General features: G+C 64.1%; 15 protein-coding genes. 14 read left to right on the forward strand and 1 reads right to left on the reverse strand.

What is annotated here, in order from left to right; translation table 11 throughout:
- The 14 genes from cyoB to ACPFMA_RS17295 all read left to right on the forward strand — a co-directional run bounded on the left by cyoB (position 1) and on the right by ACPFMA_RS17295 (position 15,557).
- The gene (gene cyoB, locus ACPFMA_RS17230) at positions 1–1,974 is read left to right on the forward strand and encodes a cytochrome o ubiquinol oxidase subunit I (protein WP_425928297.1); all 1,974 of its coding nucleotides are present in this window, start codon (positions 1–3) and stop codon (positions 1,972–1,974) included.
- 3 nt (positions 1,975–1,977) lie between these two features.
- Complete coding sequence (gene cyoC, locus ACPFMA_RS17235) at positions 1,978–2,589, forward strand: cytochrome o ubiquinol oxidase subunit III (RefSeq protein WP_037062104.1); 612 nt, start codon at positions 1,978–1,980, stop codon at positions 2,587–2,589.
- Positions 2,589–2,927, forward strand: a complete 339-nt coding sequence (cyoD, locus tag ACPFMA_RS17240) for a cytochrome o ubiquinol oxidase subunit IV (RefSeq protein WP_009406455.1) — start codon at positions 2,589–2,591, stop codon at positions 2,925–2,927. The genes cyoC and cyoD overlap by 1 nt, the downstream gene beginning before the upstream one ends.
- Positions 2,928–3,015: 88 nt before the next feature.
- Positions 3,016–4,140: a mechanosensitive ion channel family protein gene (locus ACPFMA_RS17245; RefSeq protein WP_064304016.1), complete on the forward strand. Its 1,125-nt coding sequence runs from the start codon at positions 3,016–3,018 to the stop codon at positions 4,138–4,140.
- 106 nt (positions 4,141–4,246) lie between these two features.
- Entirely contained in the window at positions 4,247–6,535 is a 2,289-nt protein-coding gene (gene metE / locus ACPFMA_RS17250; RefSeq protein ID WP_425928298.1) for a 5-methyltetrahydropteroyltriglutamate--homocysteine S-methyltransferase, read from the forward strand.
- A gap of 82 nt (positions 6,536–6,617) precedes the next feature.
- Entirely contained in the window at positions 6,618–6,980 is a 363-nt protein-coding gene (locus ACPFMA_RS17255) for an ASCH domain-containing protein (protein ID WP_420059188.1), read from the forward strand.
- Positions 6,981–7,009: 29 nt separating this feature from the next.
- The gene (locus ACPFMA_RS17260; RefSeq protein WP_425928299.1) at positions 7,010–7,654 is read left to right on the forward strand and encodes a hypothetical protein; all 645 of its coding nucleotides are present in this window, start codon (positions 7,010–7,012) and stop codon (positions 7,652–7,654) included.
- Positions 7,651–8,127 (forward strand): surface-adhesin E family protein, encoded by a 477-nt coding sequence (locus ACPFMA_RS17265; RefSeq protein ID WP_279898555.1) that lies wholly within the window; start codon positions 7,651–7,653, stop codon positions 8,125–8,127. Before ACPFMA_RS17260 ends, ACPFMA_RS17265 begins: the two co-directional genes overlap by 4 nt.
- A 336-nt stretch (positions 8,128–8,463) precedes the next feature.
- Positions 8,464–9,822 carry an 8-oxoguanine deaminase gene (locus ACPFMA_RS17270; RefSeq protein ID WP_420059185.1) on the forward strand — a complete coding sequence of 453 codons (1,359 nt, stop codon included), beginning with the start codon at positions 8,464–8,466 and terminating at the stop codon, positions 9,820–9,822.
- Positions 9,823–10,164: 342 nt separating this feature from the next.
- Positions 10,165–10,680 carry a sigma-70 family RNA polymerase sigma factor gene (locus ACPFMA_RS17275; protein WP_420059184.1) on the forward strand — a complete coding sequence of 172 codons (516 nt, stop codon included), beginning with the start codon at positions 10,165–10,167 and terminating at the stop codon, positions 10,678–10,680.
- Positions 10,677–11,639 (forward strand): FecR domain-containing protein, encoded by a 963-nt coding sequence (locus ACPFMA_RS17280; protein ID WP_425928300.1) that lies wholly within the window; start codon positions 10,677–10,679, stop codon positions 11,637–11,639. The genes ACPFMA_RS17275 and ACPFMA_RS17280 overlap by 4 nt, the downstream gene beginning before the upstream one ends.
- 126 nt (positions 11,640–11,765) lie before the next feature.
- Positions 11,766–14,249: a TonB-dependent siderophore receptor gene (locus ACPFMA_RS17285; protein ID WP_425928301.1), complete on the forward strand. Its 2,484-nt coding sequence runs from the start codon at positions 11,766–11,768 to the stop codon at positions 14,247–14,249.
- 93 nt (positions 14,250–14,342) lie between these two features.
- The gene (locus ACPFMA_RS17290; protein WP_425928302.1) at positions 14,343–14,966 is read left to right on the forward strand and encodes a glutathione S-transferase family protein; all 624 of its coding nucleotides are present in this window, start codon (positions 14,343–14,345) and stop codon (positions 14,964–14,966) included.
- A gap of 348 nt (positions 14,967–15,314) precedes the next feature.
- Positions 15,315–15,557: a hypothetical protein gene (locus ACPFMA_RS17295; protein ID WP_425928303.1), complete on the forward strand. Its 243-nt coding sequence runs from the start codon at positions 15,315–15,317 to the stop codon at positions 15,555–15,557.
- A 180-nt stretch (positions 15,558–15,737) separates the two neighbouring features.
- Here ACPFMA_RS17295 and ACPFMA_RS17300 read toward each other — a convergent pair whose 3' ends face one another.
- Complete coding sequence (locus ACPFMA_RS17300) at positions 15,738–17,363, reverse strand: TonB-dependent siderophore receptor (RefSeq protein ID WP_425928304.1); 1,626 nt, start codon at positions 17,361–17,363, stop codon at positions 15,738–15,740.
- Positions 17,364–17,402: the final 39 nt, after the last annotated feature.

The following is a 17,402-nucleotide window of genomic DNA, read 5'->3' on the forward strand; positions in this document are numbered from 1 at the left end:
ATGTTCGGAAAGCTGAGCTGGGACGCCATCCCCGTCGACGAGCCCATCATCATGTACACCCTGGCCATCGTTGGCCTGATCGGCTTCGCCGGGGTGGGCGCGATCACCTGGAAGCGCAAGTGGACCTACCTGTGGAAGGAGTGGTTCACCTCGGTGGACCACAAGCGCATCGGCGTAATGTACATCGTCGTCGCCCTTGTCATGCTCCTGCGGGGCTTCGCCGACGCCCTGATGATGCGTACCCAGCAGGCCATGGCCTCCGACGGCTCGCCAGGCTACCTGCCACCGGAGCATTACGACCAGATCTTCACCGCCCACGGGGTAATCATGATCTTCTTCATGGCCATGCCCTTCGTGGTCGGCCTGATGAACATCGTGGTCCCGCTGCAGATCGGCGCCCGCGACGTGGCCTATCCGTTCCTCAACGCGGTGAGCTTCTGGTTGTTCGTCGCCGGCGCGCTGCTGGTGAATATCTCCCTGGGCATCGGCGAGTTCGCCCGCACCGGCTGGGTGGCCTACCCGCCGCTGTCGGGGATCGGCTACAGCCCCGGGGTCGGCGTCGATTACTACATCTGGTCGCTGCAGATATCCGGGGTCGGCACGCTGCTCACGGGGCTGAATTTCTTCGTCACCATCCTCAAGATGCGCACCACCGGCATGACCCTGTTCCGCATGCCGGTGTTCACCTGGACGGTGCTGTGCACCTCGATCCTGATCCTCGCGGCGTTCCCCATCCTCACCGCGACCCTGTTCATGCTCAGCCTCGACCGCTACCTGGGCATGCATTTCTTCACCAACGAGCTGGGCGGCAACCCGATGATGTACGTCAACCTGATCTGGGCCTGGGGCCACCCGGAGGTGTACATCCTGATCCTGCCGGCCTTCGGGATCTTCTCCGAAGTGGCCTCGACCTTCGCGCGCAAGCGCCTGTTCGGCTATTACTCGCTGGTCTGGGCGACCATCGTCATCACCCTGTTGTCGTTCATCGTCTGGGTCCACCACTTCTTCACGATGGGCGCCGGGCCGAACGTCAACGCCTTCTTCGGCATCATGACCATGATCATCGCCGTGCCCACCGGGGTGAAGATCTTCACCTGGCTGTTCACCATGTACCGCGGCCGGGTACGCTTCGAAACGCCGATGCTGTGGACGGTGGGCTTCATCGTCACCTTCAGTATCGGCGGCATGACCGGCGTGCTGCTGGCAGTGCCGGGCGCCGACTTCCTGCTGCATAACAGCCTGTTCCTGATCGCCCATTTCCATAACGTGATCATCGGCGGCGCCGTGTTCGGCTATCTCTGTGGGCTGACCTACTGGTTCCCCAAGGCCTTCGGCTTCAAGCTCTACGACCCGCTGGGACGGGCAGCGTTCTGGTGCTGGCTGGCGGGGTTCTACTTCGCCTTCATGCCGTCGTATTTCCTCGGTTTCATGGGCATGACCCGGCGCCTGAACCACTTCGACGTACCGCAATGGCGCCCGCTGCTGCTGTTGGAGATGTTCGGCGTGTGCATCATCCTGTGCGGCGTGGCCTGCCAGGTCGCGCAGCTGGTGGTGAGCATCCGCAAGCGCCACGAGAACCGCGACTATACCGGCGACCCTTGGGACGGCCGCACCCTGGAGTGGGCCACCGCCTCGCCACCGCCGTTCTACAACTTCGCCGAACAGCCCGTGGTACATGGCATCGACGCCTATTGGGGAATGAAGGAGCGCGGTGTGGAAACCCTGGCCAAGGCCGATTTCCGCAAGATCCATATGCCGTGCAATACCAGCCTGGGCCTGGTCATCGGTGCCCTCAGCACGGTGCTGGGCTTCGCCCTGGTCTGGCATATCTGGTGGCTGGTGATCGCAAGCCTGCTGGCGACCGTCGCAACCCTGATCGTGCGCAGCTACGACCAGAACACCGAGTACTACGTCGAGGCCGGGGAAGTGGAACGCCTGGAAACCGAACGGCGCCAACTGATGGCGGAGGCCTGAACCATGTCGCAGATCGTCCTGAACGAGACCGCCCACCAGCAGGAGCACGGTTACGAGGATGCCGGCTCGCTGAGCCTGTTCGGCTTCTGGATCTACCTGATGACCGACTGCATCCTCTTCGCTACGCTGTTCGCCACCTATGCGGTACTGGGCCAGGCCACGGCGGGCGGACCGAGCGCGGCGGACATCTTCGAACTGCCCTACGTACTCGGCGAAACCTTCCTGCTGCTGTTCAGCAGCATCACCTACGGCTACGCCATGCTCGCCAACCACCGCAAGGACAAGCGCCGGGTCCTGCAATGGCTGGGGGTGACCTTCGTCCTCGGCCTGGGCTTCATCGCCATGGAGCTCAACGAGTTCCATACGCTGATCGCCGAGGGCAACGGCCCGCAGCGCAGCGCCTTCCTTACCGGTTTCTTCACCCTGGTCGGCACCCACGGCCTGCATGTGCTGATCGGCCTGGTGTGGATGGCGCTGCTGATGCTCCAGGTCCGGCAGCGCGGCCTGTGCTGCGTCAATTCCACGCGCCTGAGTTGCCTGAGCCTGTTCTGGCACTTCCTGGACATCGTCTGGGTCTGCGTGTTTACCGTCGTCTATCTGTTCGGGGTGATCTGATGTCCAGTGAAAGCCAGGTTCACAGCAGCGCCGGCGCCAGCCAGTCCAGCGCCAGGTCGTACAACATCGGCTTCCTGCTGGCAGCCATCCTGACCCTCGTTCCCTTTGCCCTGGCCCTGTACCCGAGCATGTCGCGGCGGGTCACCTTCGCGGTGATCCTTGGCTGCGCGGTGTTGCAGATCCTGGTGCACGTGGTCTTCTTCCTGCACCTGACCACCGCCCGCGAGCAACGCTGGAGCCTGGTGGCGCTGGTGTTCAGCGTGGTGATCATCGCCCTGCTGGTGGGGCTGTCGCTGTGGATCATGTACTACGTGCACGCCAATATGCTGGGTTTGTGAAATCGGATCGAACTGTGACGGTCGCAGGGCACCCCATAAGAAGGACCCTGAGCAAACCACCCGAGGACAACCCGGAGGCTGACCACCCATGAACGAGCGCATCATCGGACTGTTCACCGACACCACGCTGTTCGGCATTTCCCTTCTCAACCTGCTCCTGGCGCTGTGCGTGACGTTGCTGACCTTCCTCGTCTCGCGCGCTGCCATCAGCTTCCTGCTGCGCCGGGTGCGGCGCTGGTCGGAGCATGACGGCGCGCTGAGCCAGGTACTGGCCAAGGTCCTGGCCGGCACCAGCAACCTGCTGCTGTTCCTTGCCTCGCTGCTGGTCGGCCTGGGCATGCTCGACCTGCCCGAGCGCTGGCTGAACCGGGTCGGCAGCCTGTGGTTCGTGGTCGCGGCGTTGCAGATCGGCCTGTGGGCCAACCGTGCCATCGCCCTGGGCCTGTCGCGCTACTTCGCCCGGCAGAGCAGCGACGGCCTGTACCAGCGCGGTGCCCTGGCCACCCTGTCGGCCTGGGGTGCGCGGGTGCTGTTGTGGTCGGTGGTACTGCTGGCGATGCTATCCAACCTGGGGGTGAACATCACCGCCTTCGTCGCCAGCCTGGGCGTGGGCGGGATCGCCGTGGCCCTGGCGGTGCAGAACATCCTCGGCGACCTGTTCGCCTCGTTGGCGATCGCCGTGGATAAACCGTTCGAGGTCGGCGACTTCATCGTCATCGGCCCGCTGGCCGGGACCGTCGAGAACGTCGGCCTGAAGACCACGCGAATCCGCAGCCTGGGTGGCGAACAGATCGTCATGTCCAACGCCAGCATGATCAGCAGCACCATCCAGAACTACAAGCGCCTGCAGGAGCGGCGCATCGTGTTCGAGTTCGGCCTGTCCTACGACACCCCGACCGAGGCAGTGAAGCAGGCACCGGAGATCGTCGAGCAGGCCATTCGCGCGCAGGACCAGGTGCGCTTCGACCGTGCCCACCTGCGCGGCTTCGGCAAGGAAGCGCTGGAGTTCGAGTGCGTGTATATCGTCAAGGACCCGGGCTACAACCTGTACATGGATATCCAGCAGGCGATCAATTTCCACCTGCTCGAGCGCTTCTCCAGGATCGGCGCGAAGTTCGCCGTGCCGGTGCGGGCGATCAAGGTCACGGCACTGCCACAGGAAATCCAGGCGCAGCAGCTTCCCGAGCGCGGAGCGGCGTTCGGGCAGGCTTAAAGACCATGAGCAAACCTAAAGTTCTTCGCGAATAAAATGAGTTTGTCTCACCACAGCGCAATCCCGAAAATCCCTCCACTGATTTTTTCGATGGAGAGATTGCAGCATGGCACTGGCACACAACCTCGGTTTCCCGCGCATCGGACGCGACCGTGAACTGAAAAAGGCCCAGGAAGCCTTCTGGAAAGGCGAGCTGGATGAAGCCGGCCTGCGCACCGTGGGCCGCGCGCTGCGTGCCAGCCATTGGCAGGTGCAGAAGGATGCCGGGATCGAGTTGCTGCCGGTCGGCGACTTCGCCTGGTACGACCAGGTCCTGACCCATTCGCTGACCTTCGGCGTGATCCCCGAGCGCTTCCGCAACCACACCGGCAAGCCGACCCTGCACACCCTGTTCGTCATGGCCCGCGGCGTCAGCGAAGGGTGCTGCGGCGCCCATGCCCAGGAAATGACCAAGTGGTTCGACACCAACTACCACTACCTGGTCCCCGAATTCACGGCCGACCAGCAGTTCGAACTGAGCTGGGAACAGCTGTTCGAGGAAGTCGATGAAGCCCTGGCGCTGGGCCATGCGGTCAAGCCGGTGGTGCTGGGGCCACTGACCTACCTGTGGCTGGGCAAGGCCAAGGGTGGCGACTTCGACAAACTGGAGCTGGTGGACCGCCTGCTGCCGCTGTACGGCCAGATCTTCCAGCGGCTGGCCGCGCAAGGCGTGGAATGGGTGCAGATCGACGAACCGATCCTGGCCCTCGACCTGCCCCAGGACTGGAAGAACGCCTACGAGCGCGTCTACAACCTGATCCAGCGTGAACCGCTGAAGAAGCTGGTCGCCACCTACTTCGGCGGCCTGGAGGACAATCTCGGCCTGGCCGCCAACCTGCCAGTGGACGGCCTGCATATCGACCTGGTGCGCGCCCCCGAGCAGTACCCGACCATCCTTGACCGCCTGCCGGCCTACAAGATCCTGTCCCTGGGCGTGGTCAACGGCCGCAACGTCTGGCGCTGCGACCTGGAAAAAGCCCTGGAGGTGCTGCGTCACGCTGCCGAGCGCCTGGGCGATCGCCTGTGGATTGCGCCATCCTGCTCGCTGCTGCACAGCCCGGTGGATCTGGAGCGTGAAGACCAGCTGGATGCCGAACTGAAAAGCTGGCTGGCCTTCGCCGTGCAGAAATGCCGGGAAGTCGCCCTGCTGACCAAGGCCATCGACCAGCCAGACGCCGCCGACGTGCGCAGTGCGCTGGAGCAAAGCCGCGCCGTGCAGGCCAGCCGCGCTGCCTCGCCTCGCATCCACAAGCCCACCGTGCAGGCTCGCCTGGCAGCGATAAAGCCGGCCGACAGCCAGCGTCATTCGGCGTTCGCCCAGCGTATCGGCAAACAGCGCGCCCACCTCGACCTGCCCGCGTTCCCCACCACCACCATCGGCTCGTTCCCGCAGACCGCCGCCATTCGCCTGGCGCGCCAGTCCTTCAAGCAAGGCCGGCTGACCGAGGCCGACTACGTCGAAGCCATGCACAGCGAAATCCGCCACGCCGTGGAAATCCAGGAAAACCTCGGGCTCGACGTGCTGGTGCACGGTGAAGCCGAACGCAACGACATGGTCGAGTATTTCGCCGAGCAACTGGACGGCTACGTCTTCACCCGCTTCGGCTGGGTCCAGAGCTACGGCTCGCGCTGCGTGAAACCGGCGGTGATCTTCGGCGACCTGAGCCGTCCGCAGGCGATGACCGTGGACTGGATCAGCTATGCCCAGGGTCTGACCAGCAAGGTCATGAAAGGCATGCTCACCGGCCCGGTGACCATGCTGATGTGGTCCTTCCCGCGCGAAGACGTGAGCCGCGAGGTCCAGGCCCGGCAACTGGCCCTGGCCATCCGCGACGAAGTGCAGGACCTGGAAGCCGCGGGCATCCGCATCGTGCAGATCGACGAAGCGGCCTTCCGCGAAGGCCTGCCGCTGCGTCGCAGCGCCTGGGGGCATTACCTGGAATGGGCCACCGAAGCCTTCCGCCTGTGTGCCGCTGGCGTGCGCGACGAAACCCAGATCCACACCCACATGTGCTACAGCGAGTTCAATGACGTGATCGAATCGATCGCGGCCATGGACGCCGACGTGATCACCATCGAAACCTCGCGCTCGGACATGGAACTGCTCGACGCCTTCGAGCAGTTCGACTACCCGAACGAGATCGGCCCCGGGGTCTACGACATCCACTCGCCGCGGGTGCCGGGCAAGGACGAAATGATCAAGCTGCTGGAAAAGGCCGCGCGGCGCATTCCGGCCCAGCGACTCTGGGTCAATCCGGACTGCGGCCTGAAGACCCGCGGCTGGCCGGAAACCGAAGCGGCACTGGTGAACATGGTGGCTGCGGCACGAGAGCTGCGCAGGCGGGTTCAAATCTAGTTATCCTTGCCGCCATCCCGGCACGGGCCGCCACACAGGCATGACAGCAGTGCCGTGGTGGCCCGTTGGAGGAGTAACCGGAATGCGCATGAAAGCCCTGTCCATCGTCAGCCCCGGCGGCACGAGGATCGCCTGCGGGCAGAAAACCCTCGAAATCCGTCGCTGGCAGCCTGGCCTTGAGCCCTCCGAGGACCTGCTGATCGTCGAGAACAAGCGCTTTTTGCATAACGACGGTGAGCAGGACGATGGAGTTGCCGTCGCCATCGTGCGGGTAAAGGCGGTTCGCCCCTTCGAAGTCGGCGATATCGAGGCGGCCTGTGCGAGTTATCACGAAGAAGGCTGGCTCGCCTGGGAACTCACCGACCTGAGGGCGATCACAGCACCGGTGCCGATGCGGGCCGAGCGAGGCATCTACGAAGTGGATTTCCCGGCCCTGCATCCGTAGTTTCCCACCCGTCCAGGATATCCGTCTCAATGGAACTGACCCGCATTTCCCCCCGCACGATCAAACCCGCCCTCGCGCTGCTGCTCGGCCTGTGGGCCGGCAACTCGCTGGCGACCGGCCTGGCCGAAGGGCTGCTGCAATGCCAGCCTTCGTTCTTCAAGAACCTGCATGCCCAACGTGGCGAACTGGCCCGTCAGGTGAAGCTGAGCCAGGACGACAAGGCCGGCGTGGCCTGGATATCGGTCGCCGACCGCACGAGCCCGGAGGGTGCGCTGCTGACCTTTGCCCATCCCGTGGATGACAACGGCCTGCCGTTGACCGCCTGGTATGACCGGGCCTTCGACCTGGGCGCGCAAGGTACCTATTACTTCTGGGGCTTCGAAACCGTGGCCAGCCGCGAGGAGGTCATGGCGAAACTGCCCCAGGCCCACTGGGAAGAAGCCGGGGAATATTTCATTTCCCGGCCGCAGATCAAACCGCGCGGCAGTGACGCCTGGCAGGACAACCCGAGCGCGGCATCGGGCATTGCGCCGGCGGCAGGCTCTGCGGAAAAGCTGCTGATGCTCAGCACCGAGGACGGCAAGACCCGTCTGCTGTGCTCGCTGCAAGGCAGCATCGATACCGCGTTGCTGCAGCGCGAGCGCCCGGATGTCGTACCAGGAGCCGGGCAATGAAACCTGTCCTGTGCCTGACCGCCGCCCTGCTCCTGGCCGGCTGCGCCCATGATGGGGCGAAGCCCGAAGCGACGCCGGCTGCCCCGCCGGCCAAGCCTGCGGGCATGTTCGAAATCATGTCCACGCCCGAAGTGGCCAGTTTCTTCGCGGCCAACTCCGTCGCCCTTTACCAGGGCAAGCCGCAGTTGCGCCAGTTCAACCTGGTTCACAATTACGGCAAGCCCGAGCAGATCGGCGCTGGCAAGACCTATGTGCGCAGTTCGAGCGCCTTGCGGGTGATCAACTGCGAACGGGACGAAACGGCCCAGTTCGGCCGGGTTTATTTCACCGACTATTTCGCCAGCGGCGAAGAGATCGCGCGCAGGGACGAGACCCCACAGTGGGAGCCCCTGCAGCGCCAATCGATCCTCGGGGAGCTGCGCAATCTGGTCTGCGCGATCGATGCCAAACGCCTCAGGGCCGCTGGCCACTGAACACCCGGCGCAACGGCAGGGACCGTAGCGCCGGAACTGTATACAAAAAAATATAAATACAACTACAATCCTCCGGCGCCTACGACATTGGCAATCGCCCATGCGTATAGCGACGGTCTGACACCATGCAACACCTGATCCTGCCCGAACCACTCGGGCGCCCTCTCCCGATGTCGCTTGTCGTGCGCCTGGCCGCCGACGATGAACTCCGTTCCCGCGAACGCCTGGACCCATCGAGGCCCCGCGCCCCGACCGCCTTCTCGCCCCCTTCGCATTGATCGAATCGCCGCCAAGGCATCCCATCGAAACCGCACTCCCATCAGGAGAGGAATACCCATGCCCAAGACATTACTGGTCAAGAACGCCACGCTGCTGGTCACCATGGACGGCGAACGCCGTGAAATCAAAGGTGGCGGCCTGTATATCGTCGACAACCTGATCCAGCAGGTCGGCCCCAGCGACGCGCTGCCGCAACAGGCCGACGAGATCCTCGACATGACCGGCAAGGTGGTCATCCCCGGCCTGGTCAACACCCACCACCATATGTACCAGAGCCTGACCCGCGTGGTCCCGGCCGCCCAGGATGGCGAACTGTTCAACTGGCTGACCAACCTGTACCCGATCTGGGCCCGGCTGACCCCGGAGATGATCGCGGTCTCGACCCAGACCGCCATGGCCGAGCTGATCCTGTCGGGCTGCACCACGTCCAGCGACCACCTGTACATCTACCCCAACGGCTGCAAGCTCGACGACAGCATCCACGCCGCCGGCGAGATCGGCATGCGCTTCCATGCCGCCCGCGGCAGCATGAGCGTCGGCCGCAGCCAGGGCGGCCTGCCGCCGGACTCGGTGGTGGAAAAGGAAAGCGACATTCTCAAGGAGTCGCAGCGCCTGATCGAGGACTACCACGATGCCAGCCATGGCTCGATGCTGCGGGTCGTGGTCGCGCCCTGCTCGCCGTTCTCGGTGAGTCGCGACCTGATGCGCGAAGCCGCCGTGCTGGCCCGTGAGCATGGGGTTTCGCTGCACACCCACCTGGCGGAGAACGTCAACGACATCGCCTACAGCCGCGAAAAATTCGGCATGACCCCGGCCGAATACGCCGAGGATCTGGGCTGGGTCGGCCACGATGTCTGGCACGCCCACTGCGTGCAGCTCGACCAGCACGGCATCGAGCTGTTCGCCCGCACCGGCACCGGGGTCGCCCACTGCCCGTGCTCGAACATGCGCCTGGCCTCGGGCATCGCGCCGATCCGCAAGATGCGCGATCACGGTGTACCGGTGGGCCTGGGCGTCGATGGTTCGGCGTCCAACGATGGCGCCAGCATGATCGGCGAAGTGCGCCAGGCCCTGCTGTTGCAGCGGGTCGGCTTCGGTCCGGATGCGATGACTGCGCGCGAAGCCCTGGAGATCGCCACCCTGGGCGGCGCCAAGGTGCTCAACCGCAACGACATCGGCGCCCTCGCCCCGGGCATGGTGGCCGACTTCGTCGCCTTCGACCTCGGCCATGTAGCCTACGCCGGCGCCCTGCACGACCCGCTGGCGGCCCTGGTGTTCTGCACCCCGACCCATGTCGATACCAGCGTGATCAACGGCCGGGTGGTGGTGAAGGACGGGCGCATCACCACGGTGGACCTGCCGCGGGTGCTGGAGCGGCACAACCGGCTGGCGCGGCAGTTGGTGCTCGGCGAGTAAAAGATCTCCGCTACCGCTGATGGCCTCATCGCTGGCAACGCCAGCTCCCACAGGGACCGCGTGCACCGCAAATCCTTTGGGAGTCGCGCAGAGAACAGTTCTAAAGCACGACGCGTACTCTGTGGGAGCGGGTTTACCCGCGATTGCTGTAGTGAATTCACCATAGCAATCGCGGGTGAACCCGCTCCCACAAGGTCCTTGCAAATCAAATAGTTATGTATTGCTCAATGAGAGCCGGCGCAGCCTGGGAGGCCGCCGAAAGCAGCCGCTTTTATCCGGGGATTGCCAAACCTGCTGCAAAAAGGTGAAATTGCAAAAAATTCTCATTAGCGACTCTTTCCCATGTCTGTCGACGATTTCGCCCTGCGCTCCGCCGTCCATGATCTGTACAGCAGTCACAGCGGCTGGCTGCGTGGCTGGTTGCGCAAGCGCCTGGATAACCATAGCGATGCCGCCGACCTGGTCCAGGACACCTTCGTGCGGGTGCTCAAGGCGCGGCAGGCCACGGACATTCGTCAGCCCCGCCAGTACCTGAGTACCGTGGCCAAGGGCCTGATGATCGATCTGTTCCGCCGCCGCGCCCTGGAGCACAGCTACCTGGAAGCCCTCGCCGCCCTGCCCGAGGAAACCTGGCCTTCCCAGGAAACCCAGGCCATCGTCCTCGAGACCCTCATGGAAATCGACCGCATGCTCGACAGCCTTGGCGACAAAGTGCGCCAGACCTTCATCCTGTCGCAGTTCGAAGGCTTGAGTTATCCGAAGATCGCCGAGCGCCAGGGCATCTCCCTGCGCACGGTGAACAACCATATGGCCAAGGCCATCGAGCACTGCTGCCTGATCCGCATGGGCTTGCTGTGAGCAGCGCCCGCCCTGCCCTGGACCCTGCCGAACGCGCGGCCCTGCGCAGTGCGGCGCAGTGGTATGCGCGCCTGTCGTCCGGTATCGAGACCGAGTCCGACCGTCTCGGCTGGCAGCACTGGCACAACGCCGATCCGCTGCACCGTCGGGCCTGGCAACAGGTCGAGTCGATACGCCAGATGGTCGAGGGCGTGCCGGGCGATGTGGCGGCTTCGGCCCTGCGCCAGGCGCGGGAATCCCGGCGCCGGGTCCTGCGCCAGTTGTTGCTGCTGGCCGGGGTCGGCGTGGTGGGCTGGAACGGCTGGGACAGCCAATGGCGCGCGGCGCGGATGGCCAGCCACCGTACCGCCGTGGGCGAACAACGCCGCCTGGCCCTGGCCGATGGCAGCCAGGTGCTGCTCGACAGCCATTGCGCCCTGGACGTGCACTTCGACGCCGAGCGCCGCTTGCTGCGCCTGCTCAGCGGTCGGCTGCTGGTGGAGACGGCGGTCGATGGCCTGGCCCGGCCCTTCGTGGTGGAGACCGCGCAAGGACAGGTCCGCGCCCTGGGCACCCGCTTCACGGTGCAGACCGAAGCCCGGTTCTGCGAAGTGGCGGTGCTGGAGAAAGCCGTGGAGGTCCGCCCGGCTGCCGGTGAGCGCGTCATGCGCGTCGAAGCCGGGCAACAAGTGCGCTTCGACCGCCTGCGCCTCGGCGAGCCCTGGCAGAGTGATGCCAGCGTCGCCTCGTGGCGCAGCGGCAGCCTGATCGCCATCCAGCGCCCCCTCGGCGATCTGCTCGACGAACTGTCGCGCTATCGCCATGGCTGGCTGCGCTGCGATCCCGCCATCGCCGACCTGAAGATTTCCGGCGCCTTCCCCCTGGACGATACCGACCGCGCCCTCGCCGCCCTGGAAAGCGGCTTCGGCCTGCGCATCGTGCGGCGCACCGCCTACTGGGTCAGCGTACAGCCGGCATAGGGGTGAATTGCCGCCCAAAAGATGCGAACGAAAAATACTTAGATTCAGGTTGCACTGTTTGCCCGCCCTGCTCGGCCAATCCTCAGTAGATGCCGTTTTGCACGGTTTCATTTGGGGAGGAACACCATGAAGTACCCGCACGCACGCCTGCTGACACCGGTAGCCGTAGCCATTCGCCTGGGCTTTTGCACACTCGGCGCGCTCAGCCTGCCGGGGCTGGCCCACGCTGCCGAAGCCGGCGCGATGCAATCCTGGCACATCCCGGCCGGCAGCCTGGCCACCGTCCTCAGCACCTTTGCCTCGGCGTCCGGCACGGCCCTGTCGTTCGATGCGGCGTTGCTCCAGGGCCGTCAGTCCGGCGGGCTAGACGGCACCTACAGCGTCGACCAGGGCTTCGCCATCCTGCTGCAAGGCAGCGGCCTGCAAGCGGTGCCGCAGAGCAACGGCTCCTACGCGCTGCGCCCCTTGCACAGCGAGCAGGGCTCGATGGAACTGGACGCCACCACCATCAGCAGCCAGCGCCTCGACCCCACCACCGAAGGTACCGACTCCTACACCGCCCGTGCCGTGACCATCGGCAAGGGCGTGCATACCCTGAAGGAAACCCCGCAGTCGCTGACCGTCATCACCCGCAGGATGATGGACGACCAGAACCTCAACACCCTGGAAAAGGTCCTGGAAAAGACCCCGGGCATCACCGTTTACGACTCGCCCATGGGCGGCAAGTACTTCTTCTCCCGCGGTTTCAACATGGATGGCCAGTACCAGTACGACGGCGTGCCGCTGGATGTGGGGGGCAACTATGTGCAGGCCAACAGCTTCTCCAGCGACATGGCCTTCTATGACCGGGTCGAAGTGCTCAAGGGCGCGGCGGGCATGCTCAAGGGCTCGGGCAGCTCCGCTGGCGGCGTCAACTTCGTGCGCAAGCGCGGGCTGGAAACCGCGGCGACCAAGCTGACGATGTCCGCCGGTAGCTGGGACGATTACCGCGGCCAGATCGACGTTGGCGGCCCGTTGAACGAATCCGGCAGCGTGCGCGGCCGCGCCGTGGCCACCCTGCAGGACCGCCAGTATTTCTACGACAACGCCAAGCGCCAGGACCAGGTGCTTTACGGCGCACTCGATTGGGACATCAGCCCGGACACCACCCTCGGCTTCGGCCTGGCCTACGAGGACGTCGATGCCTCACCCTGCTACCACGGCCTGCCGCGCTACGCCGACGGCAGCGACCTCAAGCTGTCGCGCTCGACCTGCCTCGGCGCCAGCTGGAACGACCTGCAAAGCCAGCGCATCACCGGCTTCGCCGACCTCAAGCACCGCTTCAACGACGACTGGTCGCTGAACTTCGCCTCGGTCTATACCCATAACGACCAGGACATCGAATACGGCTACTCCGAGGGGGCCGTTGCCGTGGGCGCCAGCACAGCGGCCATGGGTCGCTATGCCGGGCGCTTCGACTACGACCAGACCGACTACGGCTTCGATACCTACCTCGACGGCAAATTCCGCGCCTTCGGCCTGGAGCACGAGGTCATCGTCGGGATGAACGCCAGCCGCCAGAAGAACCACGACTACTTTGCCCTGATGCGCCTGAGCGGCTCGCAGAACCCGTTCGATCCGTCGTCGGACTTCCCTCATCCCTCCAAGGCCGATTACCTGGTCAACCCGACCCGGGGCGGCAGCGTGCCGACCGACTCCCTCACCCGCCAGTTCGGCACCTACGCCAATGTGCGCCTGAAGCTGGCCGAGCCGCTGACCCTGGTGCTCGGAGGCCGGGTCAGTTGGTACCGCAACCACAGCGACTCCTATACCCAGGCCTATGACTACTGGGTGCCCAACCGCAGCCAGGAAAACGGCCAGGTCACCCCGTTCGCCGCGGTGCTGTATGACCTGAACGAGCAGTGGACCGCCTACGCCAGCTATGCGGATATCTTCCAGCCACAAAGCAACAAGGTCACCGCCGACGGCCAGACGCTGCAACCCAAGACCGGTGCCAACTACGAGATCGGTATCAAGGGCGAGCTGTTCAATGGCGAACTGAATACCGCGTTCAACCTGTTCCGGACCATCGAGGAGCATCGTGCCGAAACCGACTATGTCGGTACCTGCATGGGTTCCGGCGACCAATATTGCTACACCGACAACGGCAAGGTCCGCGCCCAGGGCTTCGAGGCGGAAATCAGCGGCTCGCCGGTCGAGCGCCTGCAAGTGCTGGCCGGCTACACCTACACCCAGACCAAATTCCTCAAGAGCATCAACGAGGTCGACAGCAACGACCTGACCTTCAGTTCCAGCTTCGTACCGAGGCACATGCTGCGGGTCTGGGGTGATTACCAGCTCGACGGCGCGCTGGAACGCTGGAGCCTCGGTGCCGGGGTCAGCAGCCAGAGCGAGAACTCGCGCTACAACCGCACCCTGAAGATCGAACAGCCGGGCTACACCCTGTGGAGTGGCCGCTTGCAATATCGCGTCGACCAGAATTGGACGGTGGCGCTGAACGGCAACAACCTGTTCGACAAGAAGTACTACGCCACCATCGGTGCACCGGGATGGGGGAACTACTACGGGGAACCGCGGAATTTCATGGTCACGGTGCAGGGAGCGTTCTGACCGCGACCTGCAACTCACTGGTTTCACGTCCTGCACATTGACCAACAAATCGCCACCATGGATGATGGCCGCTCCCTGTACAAGGACGAACAGATGCTACGGATTCTAGGCAAAGCCACCTCCATCAACGTGCGCAAGGTCCTCTGGACCTGCGCCGAAATCGGCCTTCCTTTCGAGCGCGAAGATTGGGGCTCGGGCTTCCGGGCCCTCGATACTCCGGAATACCTGGCCCTCAATCCCAACGCCATGATCCCGGTGATCCAGGACGGCGATTTCATCCTGTGGGAATCCAACAGCATCATCCGCTACCTGGCCACCCGCTATGGCGAAGAAGCCCTGTATCCGCTGGAGGCGCAGGCCCGGGCCCGGGTCGATCAATGGATCGACTGGCAGGCGTCCGATCTCAACCGGTCGTGGAGCTACACCTTCATGTCGCTGGTGCGCCGCTCGCCCTTGCATCAATCGCCCGAGGCGCTTGCCGCCGGGCAGGCGGAATGGTCGCGGTACATGGGCATCCTCGACCAGCAACTGGCCCGTACGGGCGCCTTCGTCGCTGGCGAACGCTTCACCCTGGCCGACATCCCCGTGGGGCTGTCGGTCAACCGCTGGTTCGGAACGCCCTTCGAGCGGCCGCACCTGCCGGCGGTGAGCGAGTACTACGAGCGACTCAGCGAACGCAGCGGGTACCTGCTGCACGGACGAAACGGCACGCCTTGAAACCCGCGTCCCTCGAATGCGTCGGAAAAAGATGTTGCATTTGAGGGCGAAACTTCCCCGACTTCCGACTTTCTTGTAGGCAATTTCCCAAGCATACTCCCCAGCCCTGCCAACTGGTTGCGTCTGGTGGAAACGGTGCCTAGTCTTCGTCGGTCGTCGCAAATCGACGACACGGATTAGCAGTCCGTCGAGATATAGGCGCACCAGTGCCTCAATGGTGGCTGTGCGCGTGGGCACCTTCGGGTGCGCCGGATTCCTATATCTCCGGTCTGCTAACCCGCGTACAGTCGCCACCCTCCGTTTAGCAGCGACGTGTGGTGAATTCCTTAATCGATATAGGGTTACACCATGAAGAAGCTCGTACCCGATCCACCTCCCGTCCTCTGCGTCGGCCCCGGCCTCTACCACAACGAAGCCATCGCCAGGGCTGCCGAACATCTCGAAAAAGCCATCCGCGGCGCAGGCTCGCTGCCTGACACGCCCACTCCGCGCAACGAAGCCAGACTGAGCAGCATCCTGCTGGAAATGAGGATTGCCAAAGCCCTGCTGAGCGTGGCGTTGTCGGCCTCGCCGGTGACCATCGAGGTGTAGAAAGCAGCAAAACGCGTACCCTGTGGGAGCGGGTTCACCCGCGATTGCGGTAGTGAATTCACCATAGCAATCGCGGGTGAACCCGCTCCCACAGGGTACGCGTAGTGCTTTCGAACCTGTTCTCTACGCGACAGCGCAGCCTGAAAGGCTGGGCGGACGCCTGCGGCAAGCTGGTCCGAATCAGAAATCAGCCCGCAAGGTCACCGTGTAGTTGCGCGGATCGCCGTAGTGGTTCGCCGCATGCAGCCAGCCAATCGTCGAGTAGTACTTCTTGTCGAACAGGTTGTTGCCGTTGAGCGCCACGCTGAAGTGCTTGTCGATCCGGTACGCCAACCGCGCATTCCACACTGCATACCCCGCCTGCTCGATATCCCCCACGCCGTCGGTGCCACCGAAGTTGGTGTGGTAGTTGCCGCTCTGGATATTCGCCCCGCCTCCCACCGTCCATTGCTCCAGTCGGCCTGGCAGGTTGTAGTCCGCCCAGAAGCGCAGCAGGTGCCGCGGCGTGTAGCTGTTGAAGGTGGAACCGGCCGTGGACACGTCATCGTTCGGGTCGTTGAGGTACTCGGTGGTGGTGTAGGTGTACCCGGCGAACAGTTGCAGCCCCGCCAGCACCTCGCCGCTGACCTCGGCATCGAAGCCCTGCGCCCGGACCTTGCCCCCGGCGACATAGCAATCGTTGTTGCACGCCGGGTTATTGGTCACCTGGGCGCGGTTTTCCTGTTCGACGCGGAACAGCGCAAAGCTGGTGTTCACTCGCCCGTCGAGCAGCTCGCCCTTCAACCCGATCTCGTAGTTGGAGCCGGTGATCGGCTTGAGGGTGGTGCTCTGTGCGGTCAACTCGGTCTGCGGCTTGAAGATATCGGCGTAGCTGACATAGGTGGACCACTGATCGTTGAGCGCGTAGATCAGGCCGCCGTAGGGCGTGAACTCGCCGCTCTCCCGCGACCGCGCCGGGTCCGGCGAGGCGGCGTTGAAACGGTGCAGGTCATAGTCGTAGCGGTAGTTGCTGCTGCGCCCTCCCAGCACCAGGGTCAGCGGCTCCGCCAGCTTGTAGCGCGCCACGCCATAGATACCGTTCTGGCTGATCTTGCCCTTGGACGTCCCGGCATAGGTGGTGCCCAGCAACTGCTCCAGGGTCGGCCGCGGCGGCGAGACCGGATCGTAGAGGTTGATCGCCCCCAGATTGAGCAGACCGCCTTGCAGGTCGTCGGTTTGCAGGTCGCTGGCGTTGGCCCCCAGCACCACCTCGTGCTCCAGGTCGAACGCCCGCCATTTGCCGGTGAGGTTGATATCGGCACCCTTGTTGATGTTCTCGAAGTCGTACAGGTAGGCCCGGGAACGCATGCCGTCGCCCGTCGCCGGATCGACCGCGCCGCGCCCGAAGCTGTAGAGGATGTAGTTGGTTTCGCGCACGTAGCTACCGGAGGCCTTCAGCCGCCAGTCGTCATTGAAGTCATGGGTGATGTCGGCGAAGTAGGTGGTCTGCTTGTTGTTCCATGTGTTCCAGTCGGCGCCGGTGAAGGTCGAGCGCCCGGCGTTCACCGCACTGCCGTCCTTGTTGCGCGGCAGGCCGCTGAAGAACGGCACGGCGTGCAGGTCTTCGACACTGGCGCCGGCCGCCACCGTGGTGCGGTCGCCGAGGTCGTACTCGAGGATGCCGTAGAGCACGTTCTTGCGGCTTTCGGCGGTATCGTAGAAGTAATCCTGGTCTTCATGGGCGGCGACCATGCGCCCGCGCAGCGAGCCATCGCCTTGTTCTGGAGTCACTTGCGTGGCAGTCGTAAACGAATGCCTGGCTCCCATGCTGAACAGCCCTTCTCAGCGTGACACTCCCTCAGCCGG

The sequence above is a fragment of the Pseudomonas sp. NyZ201 genome, from assembly GCF_049860765.1.
GTDB classification, from domain to species: domain Bacteria; phylum Pseudomonadota; class Gammaproteobacteria; order Pseudomonadales; family Pseudomonadaceae; genus Aquipseudomonas; species Aquipseudomonas bharatica.

Bases quoted from the DNA above. Each gene is read 5' to 3' on its own strand.
- metE (WP_425928298.1), top strand. From the start codon at position 4,247: ATGGCACTGGCACACAACCTCGGTTTCCCGCGCATCGGACGCGACCGT.
- ACPFMA_RS17300 (WP_425928304.1), bottom strand. From the start codon at position 17,363: ATGGGAGCCAGGCATTCGTTTACGACTGCCACGCAAGTGACTCCAGAA.
- ACPFMA_RS17290 (WP_425928302.1), top strand. From the start codon at position 14,343: ATGCTACGGATTCTAGGCAAAGCCACCTCCATCAACGTGCGCAAGGTC.
- ACPFMA_RS17260 (WP_425928299.1), top strand. From the start codon at position 7,010: ATGGAACTGACCCGCATTTCCCCCCGCACGATCAAACCCGCCCTCGCG.
- ACPFMA_RS17270 (WP_420059185.1), top strand. From the start codon at position 8,464: ATGCCCAAGACATTACTGGTCAAGAACGCCACGCTGCTGGTCACCATG.
- cyoC (WP_037062104.1), top strand. From the start codon at position 1,978: ATGTCGCAGATCGTCCTGAACGAGACCGCCCACCAGCAGGAGCACGGT.
- ACPFMA_RS17265 (WP_279898555.1), top strand. From the start codon at position 7,651: ATGAAACCTGTCCTGTGCCTGACCGCCGCCCTGCTCCTGGCCGGCTGC.
- ACPFMA_RS17295 (WP_425928303.1), top strand. From the start codon at position 15,315: ATGAAGAAGCTCGTACCCGATCCACCTCCCGTCCTCTGCGTCGGCCCC.
- cyoD (WP_009406455.1), top strand. From the start codon at position 2,589: ATGTCCAGTGAAAGCCAGGTTCACAGCAGCGCCGGCGCCAGCCAGTCC.
- ACPFMA_RS17245 (WP_064304016.1), top strand. From the start codon at position 3,016: ATGAACGAGCGCATCATCGGACTGTTCACCGACACCACGCTGTTCGGC.
- ACPFMA_RS17255 (WP_420059188.1), top strand. From the start codon at position 6,618: ATGCGCATGAAAGCCCTGTCCATCGTCAGCCCCGGCGGCACGAGGATC.
- ACPFMA_RS17285 (WP_425928301.1), top strand. From the start codon at position 11,766: ATGAAGTACCCGCACGCACGCCTGCTGACACCGGTAGCCGTAGCCATT.
- cyoB (WP_425928297.1), top strand. From the start codon at position 1: ATGTTCGGAAAGCTGAGCTGGGACGCCATCCCCGTCGACGAGCCCATC.
- ACPFMA_RS17275 (WP_420059184.1), top strand. From the start codon at position 10,165: ATGTCTGTCGACGATTTCGCCCTGCGCTCCGCCGTCCATGATCTGTAC.